The following is a 14,139-nucleotide window of genomic DNA, read 5'->3' on the forward strand; positions in this document are numbered from 1 at the left end:
GTCAGTCTCCGTTCGGGGGTGCGGACGAGGTCTCGGAATGCAGGTCGGCGCGGCGCTGGTCGACCGCGGCCCCCTTGATCGTCGCATACGCGTACATGCCGCCGAAAACCAGGGCGACGAGCGCCATCGCCGGCACCAGCAGCGCGCTCAGCAGCACGACGCCCTGCCACGCCCAGCCGAGCACGATGCCCCAGCGGTAGCGGGTGAGGCCGGCCGAGATCACGAGCGCGACCGCGAGCACGAACCCCCCGACGATCCCCCACCACGACGGGATCGGGTCGGGCAGGGCGCGCAGCCCGTGCACCGTGAGGCCGCCGAGGAACACGACGACCGCCTCGGTGCCGAGCACGATGCTCGTCAGCGACTCGACCAGCCCGCGCGCGCGGCGCGGGCGCTGCGGCCGTGCGGGCCGCGGCGGCTGTGCGTCGCTCATCGTCCGTCCTTCCAGTCCTCTTCCGCGGCGAGGCGCAGCGCCTCGCCCGCGAGCACGACGCTGCCCGCGATGACGACGGCGCGCCGGTCGGCGGCCGATGCCCACTCCCGCGCGGCCTCGGCCGCGGCGGCGAGATCGGGGTGCACCGAGACGGCGACGCCGTGCGCCTCGACGAGGTCGGCGACCTCGTCGGCGGCGGCCGCGCGGTCCGACTCGGACGCCGTCGCGAACACGTGCGCCGCGAGCGGCGCGATCGCGTCGACGATGCCGGCGCCGTCCTTGTCGCCGAACATGCCCAGCACGACGCCCCATTCGTCGAAGTCGAACGACGAGCGCAGCGCGTCGACGAGGGCGCGCGCGCCGTGCGGGTTGTGGGCGCTGTCGACGAGCACGGTCGGCGCGACGCCGACGAGCTGCAGGCGACCCGGCGACGTGACCTGTGCGAGGCCCTCGGTGAGCACGTCGCCCGTGAGCGGCTGCGTTCCCCCGCCGATGAGCGATTCCACGGCCGCGATCGCGAGCGCCGCGTTGCGGCCCTGGTGGGCGCCGTAGAGCGGCAGGTAGAGGTCGTCGTAGCGGCCCGCGAGGCCCTGCACGCTCAGCTGCTGCCCGCCGACCGCGAGGGTCTGCGCGGTCAGGCCGAAGTCGGCGCCCTCCACGGCGAGCGTCGCGTCGCGGTCGGCGGCCGCCTGCCGCAGCACGCTCAGCGCCTCGGGGCTCTGCACCGCCGAGACGGCGGCGGCGCCGGTCTTGACGATGCCCGACTTGACGGCGGCGATCTCGGCGATCGTGTCGCCGAGCTGATCGGCATGATCGATGTCGATCGGCGCGATGACCGCGACGTCGCCGTCGGCCGTGTTGGTGGAGTCCCACGATCCGCCCATGCCGACCTCGATCACCGCGACGTCGACGGGCGCATCGGCGAACGCGACGAACGCGAGCACCGTGAGCAGCTCGAAGAACGTGAGCGGCGCATCTCCGGCCGCCTCGAGCTCGGCATCCACGAGCTCGGCGAACGGCGCGATCTCGTCCCACGCGTCGGCGACCAGGTCGTCGGCGATCGGCTCGCCGTCGACCATGATGCGCTCTGTGAACCGCTCCAGGTGCGGGCTCGTGAACAGGCCCGTGCGCAGCCCGTGCGCACGCACGATCGACTCGATGATGCGACTCGTCGACGTCTTGCCGTTCGTCCCCGTGACGTGCACGACGCGATACGTGCGCTGCGGGTCGTCGAGCAGCTCCAGCACGCGCCGCGTGCGCTCGACGCGCGGCTGCACCCACCGCTCGCCCTGCCGGGTCAGCAGCGCCGCGTAGACGGCGTCGGCCCGCTTCCGACCGCTCACGACGCCTCCCCGATCCGCGTCACGGAGATGACGACGTCGCCCGCGTTGGCGTAGACGCCCTTCGCGACGGTGGCCGTGTGCTCCGCCTCGGCGGGCAGCTCGCCGGCTTCGAGCAGCACGGCGTCGTCGGCGCCCTGGAGCGCGTAGGCGCGCGCGAGCGTCTCGCCCGCGACGCCCGCGGTCTCGAACGCCGAGGCGACGGCGGCCGCATCGGCCGCATCGGCGAACCGCAGCCGCAGCGCGATGCGATCGCTCACGTCGAAGCCCGCGCCCTTGCGCGTGTCCTGCACCGCACGGATGACGTCGCGCGCGAGCCCCTCGGCCTCGAGCTCGGGCGTCGTGACGGTGTCGAGCAGCACGAAGCCGCCGCTCGCGAGCAGGGTGATCGCGGTGCCCTCGGCCACGCCGCCGGCCTCGAGCGTCAGGTCGTACTCGCCCGGCTCGAGGGCGACGCCGTCGACCACGACGACGCCGTCGTCCTCGCTCCACAGGCCCGCCTTGGCGCCCCTGATGACGTGCTGCACCTGCTTGCCGAGCCGCGGGCCCGCGGCGCGCGCGTTGACGACGAGACGGCGGCTGATGCCGTACCGCTCGGCGAGGCCCTCGGTCAGCTCGACCAGCTCGACGCGCTTGACGTTCAGCTCGTCGCGCAGGATCTCCTCGAACTGCGCGAGTCCCGCGGCATCCGCCACCGCGACCGTGAGCGAGGCGAGCGGCAGGCGCACGCGCTTGCCCTCGCGCTTGCGCAGCGCGTTCGCGACCGACGAGACCTCGCGCACGGCGTCCATCGCGGAGCGGATGTCGGCGGCGGGGGCGAACGCGTCGGCATCCGGCCAGTCCTGCAGGTGCACACTGCGGCCGCCCGTGAGTCCCTGCCAGACGCGTTCGGCGATCAGCGGGATGAGCGGCGCGGCGACGCGCGTCAGCGTCTCGAGCACGGTGTAGAGCGTGTCGAACGCCTCGCGGCTCGCGGGGTCGTCGGTCACGCCCACCCAGAACCGGTCGCGGGAGCGCCGGATGTACCAGTTCGTGAGCGCCTCGGCGAAGTCGCGCAGCTTGGCGGCGGCGGTCGTCGAGTCGAGCGCCTCCAGGTCGGCCGCGACGTCGCGCACGAGGTCGCCCGTGAGGGCGAGGATGTAGCGGTCGAGCACGTGGGTCGAGTCGGTGCGCCACTCGGCCTCGTAGCCGCCCGACCCGGCCGCGTTGGCGTACGTCGCGAAGAAGTACCACGCGTTCCACAGCGGCAGCAGCAGCTCGCGCACGCCGGCGCGGATGCCCTCCTCGGTGACGACGAGGTTGCCGCCGCGCAGCACGGAGCTCGACATGAGGAACCAGCGCATCGCGTCGGAGCCGTCGCGGTCGAACACCTCGCTGACGTCGGGGTAGTTGCGCAGCGACTTCGACATCTTCTGCCCGTCGCTGCCGAGCACGATGCCGTGGCACGCGACGCCCGAGAACGCCGGACGGTCGAACAGGGCGCCCGACAGCACGTGCATGACGTAGAACCAGCCGCGGGTCTGCCCGATGTACTCGACGATGAAGTCGGCGGGGGCGTGCGTGTCGAACCACTCGCGGTTCTCGAACGGGTAGTGCACCTGCGCGTAGGGCATGGAGCCCGAGTCGAACCACACGTCGAAGACGTCCTCGATGCGCCGCATCGTGCTCTGGCCCGTGGGGTCGTCGGGGTTCGGCCGGGTCAGCTCGTCGATGTAGGGGCGGTGCAGGTCGACCTCGCCCGCCTCGTTGACGGGCAGCCGGCCGAAGTCGCGCTCCAGCTCCTCGAGCGAGCCGTACACGTCGACGCGCGGGTGCTCGGGGTCGTCGCTGCGCCACACCGGGATCGGCGATCCCCAGAACCGGTTGCGGCTGATCGACCAGTCGCGCGCGCCCTCCAGCCACTTGCCGAACTGGCCGTGCTTGACGTTCTCGGGCGCCCACGTGATCTGCTCGTTGTGCGCGAGGAGACGGTCCTTGATCGCCGTTACGCGCACGAACCAGCTCGACACGGCCTTGTAGATGAGGGGGTTGCGGCAGCGCCAGCAGTGCGGGTACGAGTGCTCGTAGCTCGCCTCGCGCAGCAGGCGCCCCTCGCCCTTGATCAGCCGGATGAGCGAGCGGTTGGCGTCGGACCACAGCTCGCCCGCGACGTCGCGCACCTGCGGGAGGAAGCGTCCGCCGTCGTCGAGGCTCATGATGAGCGGGATGCCGGCGGCCTCGGTCACGCGCTGGTCGTCCTCGCCGTACGCGGGGGCCTGGTGCACGATGCCGGTGCCGTCGCTCGTCGTGACGTAGTCGTCGACGAGCACCTGGAACGCGTTCTGCGTGCCCCAGGTCTCGGCGTCGGCGTAATAGTCGAAGAGCGGCGCGTAGCGCAGCCCGCCGAGCTCGGCGCCCGTGAGCGTGCGCTCCACGGCGGCGCGGGCGTCGTCGGGCGTGTCATAGCCGAGCTCCTTCGCGTGGTTCCCGACGAGATCGGATGCCAGCAGGAAGCGCTCCCCCGTCGCCGCGGCCCCGTTCGGACCGGCCGGCACGACGGCGTAGGCGATGTCGGGTCCCACGGCGAGCGCGAGGTTGGTCGGGAGCGTCCACGGCGTCGTCGTCCACGCGAGGGCGCGCACGCCGTCGAGGCCGAGCGCCTCCGCCTCCGCGCCCGTGAACGGGAACGTCACGGTCACCGACGGGTCCTGCCGCATCTTGTAGACGTCGTCGTCCATGCGCAGCTCGTGGTTCGAGAGCGGCGTCTCGTCGCGCCAGCAGTAGGGCAGCACGCGGTACCCCTCGTACGCGAGGCCCTTGTCGTAGAGCGTCTTGAAGGCCCACAGCACCGACTCCATGTAGCCGATGTCGAGGGTCTTGTAGCCGCGTTCGAAGTCGACCCAGCGGGCCTGGCGGGTGACGTAGTCCTCCCACTCGCGCGTGTACTCGAGCACCGACTCGCGGGCCTTCGCGTTGAAGGCGGCGATGCCCATGTCCTCGATCTGGCTCTTCTCGGTGATGCCGAGCTGCTTCATCGCCTCGAGCTCGGCGGGAAGGCCGTGCGTGTCCCAGCCGAACACGCGGTCGACGCGGTGTCCGCGCATGGTCTGGAAGCGCGGGAAGAGATCCTTCGCGTATCCCGTCAGCAGGTGGCCGTAGTGCGGCAGGCCGTTGGCGAACGGGGGTCCGTCGTAGAAGACCCACTCCTCGGCGCCCTCGCGCCGGGCGATCGAGGCACGGAAGGTGTCGTCGTCCTTCCAGAACTCGAGGATCTCCCGCTCGATGTCGGGGAAGCGCGGGTTCGCGACGACGTCGGCCGCCGGGCCGACCCTTCGATGCGCGGCTTCGCCGCCGCTCAGGGACCGAGCTGATGTGGGGTAGGTCATTCTCGTTCTCTCGCAGGATCCGATGGTTCTCCTGCGAGGACGACCCGTGCGGATCGCGGTACCACCCCGCTTACCCGCGGTTCGCTGGTCGAACGCCGCCGCGCGGCGGCGTGTCGAGACCACGGGTCACTCGTTGCGACGGCTGTGACGGGCCTGCCCCGCTCGGTTCTAGTGATCCGTGACCGGACGTTCTTCCGAGGGCTCCCCGGTGATGGCCGGATCGATGCCGATGGGTCTATTGTAGCGTCGCGCCGCGCTCAGTCGTCGTCGGCGCCGGCGGGGTACTCGGCCACCTCCGGCCCGCGCATGAGGAAGACGGTGCTGGCCACGAGCCCGCCCCAGATGACGCCGACCGAGATGACGAGGAAGAGCACCGCGATCCCGGTCATCGCCGGCCTCCCCTCGTCGTCTCGCGCACGTTGCCGGCATGGTCGGGCCAGGCGCCGAAGTCGTCAGGATCGCGACGCCACGGCACGCCCGTGAGCACGAACGCGACGACGACCATGACAGCCACGGATCCCCAGCCGAACACCAGGAGGTACCAGGCGGGGTATCCCCCGTAGCCGTCGGTGACGAGCGCGATCACCACCTGCACGAGCATGATCGTGATGACGATCGGGCTGAGGACGGTCACGAGGAAGCGCCAGACCGGGCCGACCCGGAACGTCGAGATGAGGGAGATGTGGCTGGACAGCTCCCGCCCGCGGCGACGCACCCACAGCACGACGACACACACGAGCACGGCCGACGCGACGATGCCGACGTTGTTCGCCCAGTTGTCGATGGTGTCGAGCGCGGTGAGACCCGACGTCGTCGAGAACAGCAGGATCGACACGATCGCGAGCGCGCCGCCGAGACCCCACACGACCTGGGCCCGGCTCAGCTCGAACTTGTCCATGACGGCGGACACGACCACTTCGAGGATCGAGAGCAGCGACGTGAGGCCGGCGAGCACGAGGCATCCGAAGAACAGCATGCCGAACAGCTGGCTCATCGGCATCGCCGAGACGACGGCGGGGAACGTCATGAACGCGAGTCCGACGCCCGTGAGCCCCTCGATGTCGGCGATGGCGATGTTCTGCTGGTGCGCGAAGTACCCCAGCGTCGCGAACACCCCGATGCCCGCGAGCAGCTCGAACGAGGAGTTGCCGAAGGCGACGACCAGGCCCGGGCCGGAGAGGTTCGAGCGGCGCCGGCGATACGACGAGTAGGTGACCATGATGCCGAACGCGATCGACAGCGAGAAGAACACCTGCCCGTAGGCGGCGATCCACACCGAGGGGTTCGCGAGCGCCGCGAGATCGGGGGTGAAGAGGGCGTTGAGCCCGTCGAGCGATCCGGGCAGCAGCAGCGCGCCGACCACGAGGGCCAGAAAGGCCAGCACCAGCAACGGGATGAAGACGACGTTGCACTTCTCCAGCCCCTTCGCCACACCGCTGGCCAGGATCGCCAGGGCCAGGGCCCAGAAGACCACGAGCGGTATGAGCACGCCGGGCACGAAGTCGAACGTGATCGGCGCCTCGGCGACCTGCAAGTAGTCGCCGACGAAGAACCCGGCCGGATCCTCGCCCCAGCGCAGATCGAAGGAGAAGACGAAGAAGCTCGCCGCCCAGGCGATGACGGCCGTGTAGTAGATCGCGATGAAGACGCAGATCATCACCTGGAACCAGCCGATGCGCTCGCCGGCCTTTCCCGCAGCGCGCCGGAACGCCAGCGGCGCCGACCCGCGGAAGCGATGCCCGATCGCGTAGTCGAGCAACAGGATCGGGATGCCGGCCGAGAGCAGGGCCACGAGATACGGGATCAGGAAGGCGCCGCCGCCGTTCTCATAGGCCACGCCCGGAAAGCGCCAGATGTTCCCCAGGCCCACGGCCGATCCGATGGCCGCGAAGATGAATCCCACCTGCCCCGACCACTGCTCCCGTGCCGGCGCCGCAGGCTTCTCGGATATCACGCCGTGTTCGGCCATTGCACCAGACTCCCTCGTCTGTTCCGCCAGGTCTCCCGGCGACGCTCCGCCGGTTGCGGGGAATCGTACCTGACCGTTTGCTGAGTTCCCAGTGCCATCGGATCACGGCTCGACGATCCGACGCTCCGGTTCCCGTGGGAACGCGTGGCCGAGCTCCCGACGAGCTCGCCGCCCCTACCCCGCTGCGGACGGATTGCGGCTGCGGGCGGTCGACGTCGATCGGTCCGTGCGAGTGCCGGTTTGGCTCGGGTAATGAGAACGATTATCATTTTGAAACGTGCCCTCCGTCATCCTGCTCGAAGACCTTCGCGTGTCCGCCGCCGGCGTCCCCCTCGTGCACGGGGTGTCCGTGACGATCGAGGCCGGCGAGAGCGTCGCGCTGCTGGGCCACTCGGGCTCCGGCAAGTCGCTCACCGCCGCGGCGATCACGGGCGGCCTGTCGCGCATGCTCGACGCGACGGGACGTCTCACGCTCTGCGGCCGCGACGCCGACGTCGCCTCGTCGCACCGACCGCTCGGCAGCGTGGCGACCGTGCAGCAGGACAGCTCCAGCGCACTGAACCCCCTGGCACGCGTCGGGAGCCAGCTCGCCGTGCCGCTCCGCCGCCGCGCCCTCTCCCGCACCCAGGCGCTCGCGCGGGCCGCCGAGCTGCTCGACGCGTGCGGCATCGAGGACCCGCCGCGCGTGCTCCGCTCGTATCCCGCCGAGCTCTCCGGCGGCCAGCGCCAGCGGGTCTGCATCGCCCTGGCGCTCGCGTGCGAGACGCAGGCGCTCGTCGCCGACGAGCCGACCACGGCCCTCGACGTCGTGAGCCAGGCACAGGTGCTCGAGACGCTGGCGGCGGCACGCGCCCGCGCGGGCCTCGCACTGCTGTTCATCACGCACGACCTCGCGGCCGCGTCGCAGATCTGCGATCGCGCGATCGTGCTGCACGACGGGCGCGTCATCGAGCGGGGCACCTTCGCGGAGCTCGTCGGCGATCCCCGGCATCCGTATACGCGCGAGCTCGTCGACGCCGTGCGTCCCGCGGGGAGCGCTTCCGGCCGGCCCGCGGGGGCGGGGCGATGAGCACCCTCGCCTACGCGCCCGACGCGGCCCTCGAGGCGGTCGGCGTCCATCACCGCTACCGGCGCGCCGGCGCGTCTCCGTTCCGCCGTTCCGAGCACGTGCACGTGCTGACCGGGCTCGACATCACGATCGGCACGGGCGAGGCCATCGGCATCGTCGGCCGGTCGGGATCGGGCAAGTCGACGATGCTGCGCATCCTGCTCGGGCTCGAGCGCGCGGATGCCGGGACGGTGCGCGTCGGCGACGCGACGCTCGACGTCCGCTCGGCGCGCGCGCTGCGCGCCTTCCGCCGGCACGTGCAGTACATCCCGCAGGAGCCTGCGACGAGCCTCGACCCCAGGATGACGGTCGAACAGCTCGTCACCGATCCGCTGCGCCGGCTCGGCGTCCCCGGCGATCACCGCGCGATCGTGCAGGACGCCCTGAACGGCGTGCGCCTGCCGTCGGCCCTGCTGCGCCGCCGGCCCGCGGAGCTGTCGGGCGGGCAGGCGCAGCGCGTCGCGATCGCGCGCGCCCTCGCGACCGGCGCGCGCATCCTGCTCGCCGACGAGCCCGTGAGCGGCCTCGACCGGCCGCTGCGCGACGAGGTGCTCCAGCTGTTCGCCCAGATCGTCCGCGAGCAGGGCGTCGGCGTGGGCTTCGTCTCGCACGACCTCGAGGCCGTGTCGCTGCTGTGCGGCACCTCGTGCGTGCTCGCGGACGGCCGCATCGTCGAGACGGGACGCACGGCCGAGCTGCTCGCGCACCCCCGGCACGAGGCGACGGCGGCGATCGTCGACGCACGACCGCGTCTGCGCACCGCCCCCGCGGGGAGCGACGCGTGACGGCCGTGCCGCCGCCGAAGGAATCCGCACCGCCGCACGCCCCGCCATCCGCCCCGCGACCGCGGCGCCCCACGCGCGCCGGGGTGCTCCTCGGCAGCCAGCTCGCCTTCAACCTCGGCTTCTTCGCCGTCGTGCCGTTCCTCGCGGGCGTGCTGCGCGGCGACTTCGCCCTCACCGGCGCGGCCGTCGGCCTCGTGCTCGGCCTGCGCACCGCGGCCCAGCAGGGGCTGTTCCTGTTCGGCGGCGCGCTCGCCGACCGCTACGGCGCCCGCTCCCTCATCCTGCTCGGCTGCGCCGTGCGCGTCGCCGGGTTCGCGCTGCTGGCCTGGTCGACCGCGATCGCCGAGGGTCCCCGTCTCGCCCTCTTCGTCGCGGGGACCGTGCTCACCGGGATGGGCGGCGCGCTGTTCTCGCCCGCCCTGGAGACGCTCGTCGCCCGCACCGACGTCGCACGGCGCTCCCGCCGGACCACGCTGTTCGCCCTGCTCGCCGTCGCCGGCGAGACGGGCGCCGCCATCGGACCCGTCGCAGGCGCCCTCCTGCTCGGCTGGGGCTTCCCCGCCGTCGCGACCTGCGGCGCCGCGCTGTTCGCCCTCGTCGCGATCGTGCTGTCGGCGCTCCTCCCCCGCGACGACGGTCCCCGCCGTCCCCGCCGCGAGCGCGACGGGGCCTTCGCCGTGCTGCGCGATCGCAGGTTCGTCGCGCTGGCCGCACTGGCATCCGTCAATCTGCTCGCCTACAACCAGCTCTACCTCGGCCTCCCCGTCGAGCTCGACCGGGTCGGCGCAGGCCCCGAGGCCCTGGCGCTGTTGTTCGCGTGGGTGTCGCTGCTCACGATCGCGCTGCAGCTGCCGGTCTCGCGCCTCATGCGCCGCGTCGGGGAACGGCGCGCGCTGCGCGCGGGATACCTGCTGCTGTCGAGCGCCTTCGTCGTGCTCGCCGCCGCCGCTCCCCTCGCGCCGGCCGACGACGTCCGGCTCGTCCCCGCCGCGGTCTCGACGACCCTGCTGACGCTCGGGCACCTGGTGCTCACGCCGCTCGTCCTCTCGCTCGTGCCGCGGTTCGGACCCGAGCACCGCTGGGGCTCGGCGTTCGGCCTGCTCGCCACGTGCGGCGGCGTGAGCGTGCTCATCGGCAACACGGTGCTCGGCGCGCTCTACGCGGGGGCGGATGCCGTGACGCCCGCCGCCGCGGCGCCGTGGATCGTCCTCGCGCTGCTGCCGCTGCTGCCCGCCTGGCTCGTGCCCCGCCTCGTCCCCGCCTCCCCGCCGCGCGGACCCAGCCCCGTAGCCGAGCCCTGACCTCCGTCCAGAGCCCGACCCCGTCCAGAAGAAAGAACACCCATGGCCCTCTCCCCCACCCTCCGCGTCGCCGGCGCCCTCCTCGCGGCGAGCGCGGTCGCGCTGTCGCTGACGTCCTGCTTCTCCGGCGGCACCCCCGCCACCGCCGACGGCGACGACGCGCGCATCAGCGTCGCGATGCTCCAGCCGCCGCGCAGCGGTCTGACCCCGCTGAGCGACGACGCCTTCAAGCTGTCGCGCTGGAGCACCGCCGAGACCCTCGTCGTGCTCGACGAGGTCGGCGACGCGCAGCCCGGCCTCGCCACCGCATGGGAGCAGGTCGACGACACGACGTGGCGGTTCACGATCCGCACGGGCGTGACCTTCCACGACGGCACCGCGCTGACGGCGGAGCAGGTCGCGGCATCGCTGACCGCGGCGGCCCAGGCCTCGCCGCTGCCCCGGATCCTCAACGGCGTGGACCTCACGGCCACCGCCGACGGCGACGCGGTGATCGTGACGACGGCGGACAAGGACCCCCTCGTGCCCCACCGTCTGTCCAGCCCCCAGCTGGCGATCCTCGCCGCGGCGGCCTACGGCGCCGACGGCGTCGTCGACCCCGTCGGTCACGGCACGGGGCCGTTCGTCCTCGTCGACGTCGACGGCACCGCCGGCGCGACCCTCGACCGCTACGACGGCTACTGGGGCGAGCCGGCCACCGCCGCCGGCATCGACGTGGCGTTCGTCCCCGACGGCACGGCGCGCGCCGCCGCCCTGCGCACGGGCACCGCCGACGTCGTCGAGGCCGTGCCGGTCGGCCAGGTCGCCCAGATCGACGAGAGCCTCATCCACGAGGTGCCGATGCCCCGCACCAACACGCTCTACCTCAACACGAGCGAGGGCCCCTTCGCCGACCCCGCCGTGCGCGCCGCGGCCGCGGCCGCGATCGAGCGCGCGACCATCGTCGACACGGTGTACGAGGGTCGCGCCGACGTCGCGGAGGGCCTGCTCGGACCCGCACTGCCGTGGGCCGCCGGCCTGCGCGACGACGCCGGCTACCGCGACGAGCTGACGCACCACGAGACCGCGCCGGCGCAGGTCGACGGCGTGCGCATCACGCTCGGCACCTTCACCGACCGCGCCGAGCTGCCGGAGGTCGCCGTGCTGATCGAGCAGCAGCTGGAGGCGGCCGGCTTCGTCGTCGAGCAGGACGTGCGCGAGTACCAGTACATCGAGGCCGACGCGCTCGACGGCGCCTTCGACGCGTTCATCCTGTCGCGCGCGACCGTGATCGACTCGGGCGACCCCGTCGCCTACCTCACGAGCGACTTCACGTGCGCGGGCACGTTCAACATCTCGCAGTTCTGCGACCCGGAGGTCGACGCCCTCGTCGCCGCGGCGTCGCAGACCGACGCGGGCGAGGAGCGCCGCGCGGCGATCATGCGCGCCGAGGCCGCGATCCTCGCCCGGCACGCCGCGATCCCCATGCTGCACGAGCGCGTCATCCAGGGCGAGGCCGCCGGCGTCTCCGGCGTCGACCGCGACCCGCGCGAGCGCACCCTCATCACGCCGCGCTCCGCCGTCGAGCGATGAGCGGCGCACGCCCATGGCGGGCGCTCTCCGGCCCCGCGATCGTCGGCGCCTCCCGCGTCGCGGCGGTCGCGGGCGTCGTGGTGCTCGTCGGCATGATGCCGTGGCTCTCGGGCCGCAGCGCGGAGTACACGGTGCTGCGCGCCCGCTACGCCGACCTCGAGGTCACTCCCGAGGCGCTCGCCGCGGTGCGCGAGGAGCTCGGCCTCGACCGCGGCGCGTGGGCGCTGTTCCTCGACTGGCTCGGCGCGCTGCTCCTGCGGGGCGACGCGGGACGGTCGTGGATCAACGGGCGTCCCGTGCTGCCGGGCATGGTCGACGCGCTGGGCGTGTCGCTGACCCTGATGGCGTTCGCGATCACCGTCGCGCTCGTCGTCGCCGTCCTCGTCGCCGCGCCCGCGCTGCGCGCCGGCCTGCGCGGCGCCCCGGCGCGCGGATCGGGCGCCGCCGCCGTGGCGCTCACGGCGCTGCCGGAGTTCCTGCTGGCATCCGTGCTGCTCGTCGTCGGCGCCGTGTGGCTCGGGCTGTTCCCGCCGTACGGCTGGAAGGGGCCGCTCTACGCGGTGCTGCCCGCGCTCGCGCTGGGCCTGCCCGCCGGCGGCCTCATCGGGCGACTGACCGTGGATGCCGTGACCGCGACGTTCTCGGAGAGATGGATCATGACGTGGCGCCTCGCCGGGTTCGGCGACCGCCGCATCGGGCTCGCGGTGATCCGCCGGGCGCTGCCGTCGATCCTCGGGCAGATCGGGCTCGCGCTCATCGGCCTCACGGGCGGCGCCGTCGCCGTCGAGCAGGTCTTCGCGATCCCCGGCCTCGGGCGCGCAACGCTCGGCGCCGCGGCCTCGCAGGACATCCCGGCGCTGCAGGTCGGCATCCTGCTATTGCTGCTGCTCGCGGTCGTCACGGGCGTCGTCGTGGCCGCGTTGCGCTGGGCGCTGCTGGGTCCCGCGCTGCGACTCGGGAGCCTGCCGGTCCCCGCGCCGCAGGTGAGACGGCGCCGGCGCGACGTCGTCGTGCCGGTCGCGAGCGGCGCCGTGCTCGTGCTCATCGTCGCCGCGGGCCTGCTGCGCGATCCGTTCGCCGCCGTGCACGGGCGCCTCGCGCCGCCGGGCCCGGAGCTGCCGTTCGGCGCCGACGCGCTCGGGCGCGACCTGCTCGCGCGCGTCGGCCACGGCGCCGTCACGACGCTCGGCACCGCGGTGTTCGTCGTGCTCGTGTGCCTCGCGATCGGCCTCGTGCTCGGCTGCTTCCCGCGCGCGGTCACGGGCCCGCTGGAGGTCACGAACGCGGCGCCGCCCATCATCGCGGGCCTCATCGTCGCCGCGATCGCCGGGCCCTCGATCGGCGGCGCCGCGGTCGCCGTCGCGCTCGTGAGCTGGGCGCCGCTCGCGGCGCACACCGCGGCCCTCGTCGTCGAGGCGCGCGCGCAGCCGCACATCGTGCTGCTGCCGGTGCTCGGCGTGGGACGGGCGCGCGTCATGCTCCGGCACGTGCTGCCGGCGGTGGTCGGGCCGGTGTCTCGGCACGCCGTGCTGCGCCTGCCCGGCATCGCCCTCGCGCTCGCGGCGCTCGGCTTCCTCGGGCTCGGCCCGCACCAGCCGACGCCGGAGTGGGGCCTCGTGCTCGCGGAGGGCATGGGCTACGTCGAGCGCGCGCCGTGGACGGTGCTCGCCCCCGCCTTCGCCCTCGTGCTCGCGTCGATCATGGCCGTCTCGCTCGCGTCGCTGCCGCTCCGCGGCGCCGCGCGGGGTCAGCGCCGCGCCGACGGCCTCCCGAACTCCTCCAAAAAGGCGGGCGTCGCACCGGATGGCCCCGGAACCGGCACGGACATCACCGAATCGGAGGAGTCCGGGACCCTGGCGCGGCCTCAGCCGTAGGCCTCCGCGCGCACGGCGACCGTCGAGGCGCCGTGCAGCAGGCGCGAGACGGGGCAGCGGGCGTGCGCGGCCGCGACCAGCGCCTCGGCCTCGTCGAGGGAGAGGCCGTCGGCGGCGAGCACGGCGGTCACGTGGAACTCGAACCCGACCCGCCCCTCGGCATCGCGCAGCTCGACCTCGACGCGCACCCGCACGGCGGCGTCGGTGAGCACCTGCGCCGTCGCCTTGAGGCATGTCGCCCACGCGAGCGCGAGCAGCTGCTCGGGGTTCGTCGCGGACGTGTCGCCCGCGTCCTTCAGAGGGTTCGCGACGCGCACGGCGAGGCCGCCGGGCACGGCGGTCTCGCGGTCGCTCACGGTCTCCGCGCTCGTTCGGTACCTCACTGCCATGCC

Annotated in this window: 11 protein-coding genes; 5 read left to right on the forward strand and 6 right to left on the reverse strand. The window is 73.3% G+C overall.

Annotation, left to right across the window (positions count from 1 at the left end):
• Nucleotide 1 precedes the first annotated feature (1 nt).
• The 5 genes from AOA12_RS12235 to AOA12_RS12250 form a co-directional block, all read right to left on the reverse strand.
• Nucleotides 2–433 carry a DUF4233 domain-containing protein gene (locus tag AOA12_RS12235; protein ID WP_054683107.1) on the reverse strand — a complete coding sequence of 144 codons (432 nt, stop codon included), beginning with the start codon at nt 431–433 and terminating at the stop codon, nt 2–4.
• Nucleotides 430–1,776 carry a bifunctional folylpolyglutamate synthase/dihydrofolate synthase gene (locus tag AOA12_RS12240; RefSeq protein ID WP_054683109.1) on the reverse strand — a complete coding sequence of 449 codons (1,347 nt, stop codon included), beginning with the start codon at nt 1,774–1,776 and terminating at the stop codon, nt 430–432. Before AOA12_RS12240 ends, AOA12_RS12235 begins: the two co-directional genes overlap by 4 nt.
• Nucleotides 1,773–5,138 carry an isoleucine--tRNA ligase gene (ileS, locus tag AOA12_RS12245; protein ID WP_054683111.1) on the reverse strand — a complete coding sequence of 1,122 codons (3,366 nt, stop codon included), beginning with the start codon at nt 5,136–5,138 and terminating at the stop codon, nt 1,773–1,775. The genes AOA12_RS12240 and ileS overlap by 4 nt, the downstream gene beginning before the upstream one ends.
• Before the next feature lie 257 nt (nt 5,139–5,395).
• Entirely contained in the window at nt 5,396–5,527 is a 132-nt protein-coding gene (locus AOA12_RS23175; protein WP_156366491.1) for a MetS family NSS transporter small subunit, read from the reverse strand.
• Nucleotides 5,524–7,107, reverse strand: a complete 1,584-nt coding sequence (locus tag AOA12_RS12250; protein ID WP_054683113.1) for a sodium-dependent transporter — start codon at nt 7,105–7,107, stop codon at nt 5,524–5,526. Before AOA12_RS12250 ends, AOA12_RS23175 begins: the two co-directional genes overlap by 4 nt.
• 277 nt (nt 7,108–7,384) lie before the next feature.
• On the opposite strand from AOA12_RS12250, the gene AOA12_RS12255 reads away from it, so the two are divergent.
• Genes AOA12_RS12255 through AOA12_RS12275 form a run of 5 tightly spaced genes read left to right on the forward strand, consistent with a single transcriptional unit; the run spans nt 7,385 to nt 13,747 of the window.
• Entirely contained in the window at nt 7,385–8,176 is a 792-nt protein-coding gene (locus AOA12_RS12255) for an ATP-binding cassette domain-containing protein (protein WP_054683115.1), read from the forward strand.
• The gene (locus AOA12_RS12260) at nt 8,173–9,000 is read left to right on the forward strand and encodes an ABC transporter ATP-binding protein (RefSeq protein WP_054683117.1); all 828 of its coding nucleotides are present in this window, start codon (nt 8,173–8,175) and stop codon (nt 8,998–9,000) included. The genes AOA12_RS12255 and AOA12_RS12260 overlap by 4 nt, the downstream gene beginning before the upstream one ends.
• A complete protein-coding gene (locus AOA12_RS12265) occupies nt 8,997–10,301 on the forward strand; it encodes an MFS transporter (RefSeq protein WP_197280916.1) in 1,305 nt (434 codons plus the stop codon). Before AOA12_RS12260 ends, AOA12_RS12265 begins: the two co-directional genes overlap by 4 nt.
• A 42-nt stretch (nt 10,302–10,343) precedes the next feature.
• On the forward strand, nt 10,344–11,873 hold the full coding sequence (locus AOA12_RS12270; protein WP_054683119.1) for an ABC transporter substrate-binding protein: 1,530 nt from the start codon (nt 10,344–10,346) through the stop codon (nt 11,871–11,873).
• Nucleotides 11,870–13,747, forward strand: coding sequence for an ABC transporter permease subunit (locus AOA12_RS12275; RefSeq protein ID WP_082406218.1), 1,878 nt, complete (start codon nt 11,870–11,872; stop codon nt 13,745–13,747). The genes AOA12_RS12270 and AOA12_RS12275 overlap by 4 nt, the downstream gene beginning before the upstream one ends.
• Here AOA12_RS12275 and AOA12_RS12280 read toward each other — a convergent pair.
• The gene (locus AOA12_RS12280) at nt 13,738–14,136 is read right to left on the reverse strand and encodes an OsmC family protein (RefSeq protein WP_054683122.1); all 399 of its coding nucleotides are present in this window, start codon (nt 14,134–14,136) and stop codon (nt 13,738–13,740) included. The two genes, AOA12_RS12275 and AOA12_RS12280, sit on opposite strands and share 10 nt — an antisense overlap.
• Nucleotides 14,137–14,139: the final 3 nt, after the last annotated feature.

Origin of the sequence: Microbacterium sp. No. 7, assembly GCF_001314225.1 — a bacterium.
In the GTDB taxonomy this organism is placed as follows: Bacteria; Actinomycetota; Actinomycetes; order Actinomycetales; family Microbacteriaceae; genus Microbacterium.

Coding starts and splice junctions, on each gene's coding strand:
- AOA12_RS12250 (WP_054683113.1), bottom strand. CDS start 7,107: ATGGCCGAACACGGCGTGATATCCGAGAAGCCTGCGGCGCCGGCACGG.
- AOA12_RS12260 (WP_054683117.1), top strand. CDS start 8,173: ATGAGCACCCTCGCCTACGCGCCCGACGCGGCCCTCGAGGCGGTCGGC.
- ileS (WP_054683111.1), bottom strand. CDS start 5,138: ATGACCTACCCCACATCAGCTCGGTCCCTGAGCGGCGGCGAAGCCGCG.
- AOA12_RS23175 (WP_156366491.1), bottom strand. CDS start 5,527: ATGACCGGGATCGCGGTGCTCTTCCTCGTCATCTCGGTCGGCGTCATC.
- AOA12_RS12235 (WP_054683107.1), bottom strand. CDS start 433: ATGAGCGACGCACAGCCGCCGCGGCCCGCACGGCCGCAGCGCCCGCGC.
- AOA12_RS12275 (WP_082406218.1), top strand. CDS start 11,870: ATGAGCGGCGCACGCCCATGGCGGGCGCTCTCCGGCCCCGCGATCGTC.
- AOA12_RS12270 (WP_054683119.1), top strand. CDS start 10,344: ATGGCCCTCTCCCCCACCCTCCGCGTCGCCGGCGCCCTCCTCGCGGCG.
- AOA12_RS12280 (WP_054683122.1), bottom strand. CDS start 14,136: ATGGCAGTGAGGTACCGAACGAGCGCGGAGACCGTGAGCGACCGCGAG.